The sequence below is a fragment of the Tepidanaerobacter sp. GT38 genome (assembly GCF_021991635.1).
Lineage (GTDB): Bacteria > Bacillota > Thermosediminibacteria > Thermosediminibacterales > Tepidanaerobacteraceae > DTU063.
Genome location: NZ_JAFFJA010000147.1, coordinates 1 through 3,779 on the forward strand (window position 1 = coordinate 1; position 3,779 = coordinate 3,779).

The 3,779-nt window shown below is 38.4% G+C and carries 3 protein-coding genes; 1 reads left to right on the top strand and 2 read right to left on the bottom strand.

Annotation, left to right across the window (positions count from 1 at the left end; all coding sequences use genetic code 11):
• Nucleotides 1-304: 304 nt before the first annotated feature.
• Nucleotides 305-1,867 carry a HAMP domain-containing sensor histidine kinase gene (locus JT739_RS12635; protein ID WP_237661478.1) on the bottom strand — a complete coding sequence of 521 codons (1,563 nt, stop codon included), beginning with the start codon at nt 1,865-1,867 and terminating at the stop codon, nt 305-307.
• Nucleotides 1,867-2,574 carry a response regulator transcription factor gene (locus tag JT739_RS12640; protein WP_237661479.1) on the bottom strand — a complete coding sequence of 236 codons (708 nt, stop codon included), beginning with the start codon at nt 2,572-2,574 and terminating at the stop codon, nt 1,867-1,869. Before JT739_RS12640 ends, JT739_RS12635 begins: the two co-directional genes overlap by 1 nt.
• Before the next feature lie 388 nt (nt 2,575-2,962).
• On the opposite strand from JT739_RS12640, the gene JT739_RS12645 reads away from it, so the two are divergent.
• Complete coding sequence (locus JT739_RS12645) at nt 2,963-3,691, top strand: N-acetylmuramoyl-L-alanine amidase (protein WP_237661480.1); 729 nt, start codon at nt 2,963-2,965, stop codon at nt 3,689-3,691.
• The last annotated feature ends 88 nt before the right edge of the window (nt 3,692-3,779 follow it).

The following is a 3,779-nucleotide window of genomic DNA, read 5'->3' on the forward strand; positions in this document are numbered from 1 at the left end:
GACTTTTACCGCAGTCTTAACTTAATTTTTAATTTGTCTCTGACCGCCCTAAAGACACCCTCCTTTTGAGCCCAGTAGCATAACCACCCCCTTTGAAGACGACCTGGCCAAGCTTGCGACTTAATTATATAGAGAAAAGTTTATTAAGCTTTTTCCAATCCTTTAAAATTTTTTACCAAATTGTTAACAAATGTTACAAACCACATCTTTAAAACTATTAAAGCTAAACATAAAAAAACTTCCCTTTGTGTAGTCCTGAAGTTTGTTATTCAGGTGCCTACTCAAAGGGAAGAGAAACCCTTGTCTATTCTTGGTTATATGAGGGAAAAGAGACAGTAAAGGTCGTTCCTTTTCCTAATTTACTTGTGACATCTATTTTTCCATCTTGCAATTCTACCAGTTTTTTAACAATAACCAAGCCTAAACCGCTACCTTCCTCCTGCGTATAACTTCGGCGATGATTCTTCGCACGATAAAACCTTTCCCAAATATGCGGCAGATCATCAGGAGATATACCAACACCGCTATCCTCAACTGTCAGAAATACTTTATCTTGTCGCACTTCTACACTAACCTTGATGGTGCCGTTTTCCGTTGCCTCTATTGCGTTTTTAATTAAATTCTTTATGATCTGTTCCATCCGATCCACATCACCTAGCACCAGGGCATTTTCAGCCTTTTCCAATAATATGGAAGTATTTTTATTACTTGCTAGACCTTCCATAGCAGCAACTACACTTTGAGTTAAAGCGCTTAAATTAACCGGAAGTTTTTCTACAGTGATATTGCCGCTTTCTAATCGGCTTATTGCTAATAAATCATCTACCAGTCTACTGATATGGAGTGTTTGAGTATAAATGGTATCTAAATATTTTTCCATTACTGCTTCATCTTGTACCATTCCGTCACGGATAGCTTCAACAAAGCCCTGGACGGATGTTAGAGGAGTGCGTATCTCGTGGGATATTTCTGAAAAAAGTCGGGTCTTTTCCTGTTCCATCCTTTGGCTCTCAGCCTGTAACTGTTGAAGCCTTTCAGCCAGTTTATTTAGCTGATCGGTAAGGACGTTTATTTCATCTAAATCTTTATCATCGGTGCTTAGAGAAAAACTTCCTCTGCTAACTTCTGCTACAGTGGTAGCTAGTTGAGAAATAGGTTTCGAAATCTGCATGGCTAAATGCATGGAGATGAAAATGATAATTACGAGCAAGATCATTCCACCGATAATTAGATATGAACGTATTGTGTTTGAAGTAAGGTCATAATTGGAGGGTTTTGACTCCAGCATGATACCTTTTTCGATGGCATCATTGTTGTTTCCCATGGGGACAACAGCTATAAATGTAAGCTGGTCCGTTTCGCCGTCCACAATACGGGTAGTGTTTCCACCTTTCTTGAGCATTTCGACAAATTTTTTATCTACTTTGCTGCCGGGAACAAGTTCTTGTTCCTCTGAGGTGTCTGCGATATTTCCTTCCATGTCAAATACAGTAATTTTTGAGTCAAAGCTATCTGCCAGGAATTTCATGAGCTCCTGTCTCGCTTGAACCTGATCGTTGGCCTCATCTGAGTTTAAAATCCATGGTCGGTCTTTTTGCTGGAGCAAGGCAAAGTTCACTCGTTTTGCTTTACGCAACATCTCCTGCTGGACCTGTGCGTACGTTACTTGTTTTACAGCAAAACTCGAAAGGATTGTTAGAATAATCAGTCCAACCGCAAAAGTCGTTACATTAGTAAATATAACTCTGGTGTAAATATTTTTATTAAACTGTTCGCGTAAAAAGTGTTTGACAATACACCAAAGACCGAAAATAGCACTTATTATTTTTTTTAACCACTTCTTACACCTCTGAATACACTTATTCATTATATATTTTCTCCTCCTTTTACAGGAGGTGTAAACTGGTATCCTACCCCCCATACAGTTGTCAAGTAATCATGGGCTAGAGATAGCAGTTTTGACCTTAGTCTACGAATATGTACGTCTACCGTCCTGCGATCACCGTAGTAATCATATCCCCAGACCGATGTTAAAAGCTCCTCTCTAGTAAAAACCCGCCGGGGATTTTGAGCGAGATGATAAAGCAAGTCGAACTCCTTGGGAGTCAGTTCGATTTCTTTGTCATTAACTAAAACTCTTCTTACATCGGCTTGAATTTCCAGCCCTGGATATTTTATTTTCCAGTTTGTCATTGGGTCTATTGTTTGAGTGCGGCGCAACACAGCTTTAATTCTAGCCACCACTTCTCTAGGGCTAAAAGGTTTTGAAACATAGTCATCAGCCCCCATTTCCAGTCCTAAAACTCGATCTGCTTCTTCTCCTTTTGCTGTAAGCATAATGATTGGAACCATACGTATTGCCCTAAAATTGCGGCACAATGTAAGACCGTCTATTCCAGGAAGCATGATATCAAGTATTACGACGTCAGGATTCTCCCGATCAAAAGCAGCCAGTGCAGAGCTGCCATTATTTATCCCTACTACTTTAAAACCTTCTCTTTCACCGTATAGCTTTATCAGTTCCAGAACATTGGGGTCGTCATCTATTACCAAGACTTTGCCTAAGAATGGCATTATCTCCCTCCTCAATGTCAGGAAAACATCAAAACTATATATTTCCCTGGTTATTGTTAGATACATATTCCAAGGCCAGGAACAAGTGTTAATTGTATGTTTAGTAGTGATTCGAAAGGTCTTGGACAGGTCTTGGACAGGAAGGTATTTTATTTATTAGCTTAGGGCAGTCAGAATAAGTCGAAAAACCATTTTTTTCGGCTATTTTTCTCCGATACTCATATTCTAAATTTAATGCTGTTTTTTGTCCAGTCCGCGTTCCATAATTTTCCTTATTATTGTCAATATTCTACTGCTACTTAAAGATATTATCCTGTGCTGTCATATTTCTTTATTTTAAACGATATGCTTTATAAGAATGGGTTTCTGCTTAAAAGGGGGCTTTAGTGTGCAAAATACCAAATGGAAAGTTCGCTACTCCAATACGATTATATCACTAGCTTTACTTATATCAGTAATTGCGATCCATTATTTATATGGTCATAACTTTGCTGTAAGTGTTTTAAGTACGTGGTTGCCCTTATCCGGGAAGGTAATAATTATAGACCCAGGTCATGGGGGGATTGATGGAGGTGCAACTTATAATCGCATTTTAGAGAAAGATATAAATCTTGATGTTTCACTGAAGCTAAAAAAAATGTTGGAAAAAGAAGGTGCTAATGTAATACTGACAAGATCAAAAGATATATCTTTAGATCATTTAAACAAAAAAAGTGAGTATCGCCACAAAAGAGATCTGATTTCAAGAGTTGATATTATAAACAACACTATGCCCGATATATTCTTGAGTATTCACGTAAATGCTGAGAAGAGCTCACCTAAAACTGCAGGGCCCATGGTGTTTTACCATTTTGACAGTGTAAATAGCAGACGATTGGCTCAATACCTTCAAAAAAAATTAGAAGAGGCTTATGCTGAAGTAGGACACACAACACCAAAGCGAAAACCTTATGGCAATACATCACTTTTTATTTTAAAGAACACAAAGCCACCTGGTGTGATTGTAGAGCTGGGGTTCATTACAAATTCTAGAGACCGGCAATTGTTGACAACACAAAACTTTCAAACCCGAATAGCAAAGGCAATAGTCCTTGCAATCAGAGAATATTTTGGTTAATTGTATTGGCCCTTACAACTATTTTACTTACCTCGTTTCTTATAACCGGAGTGATGTACCGGGCATTCTATCTCAGGATGCAGCAAGA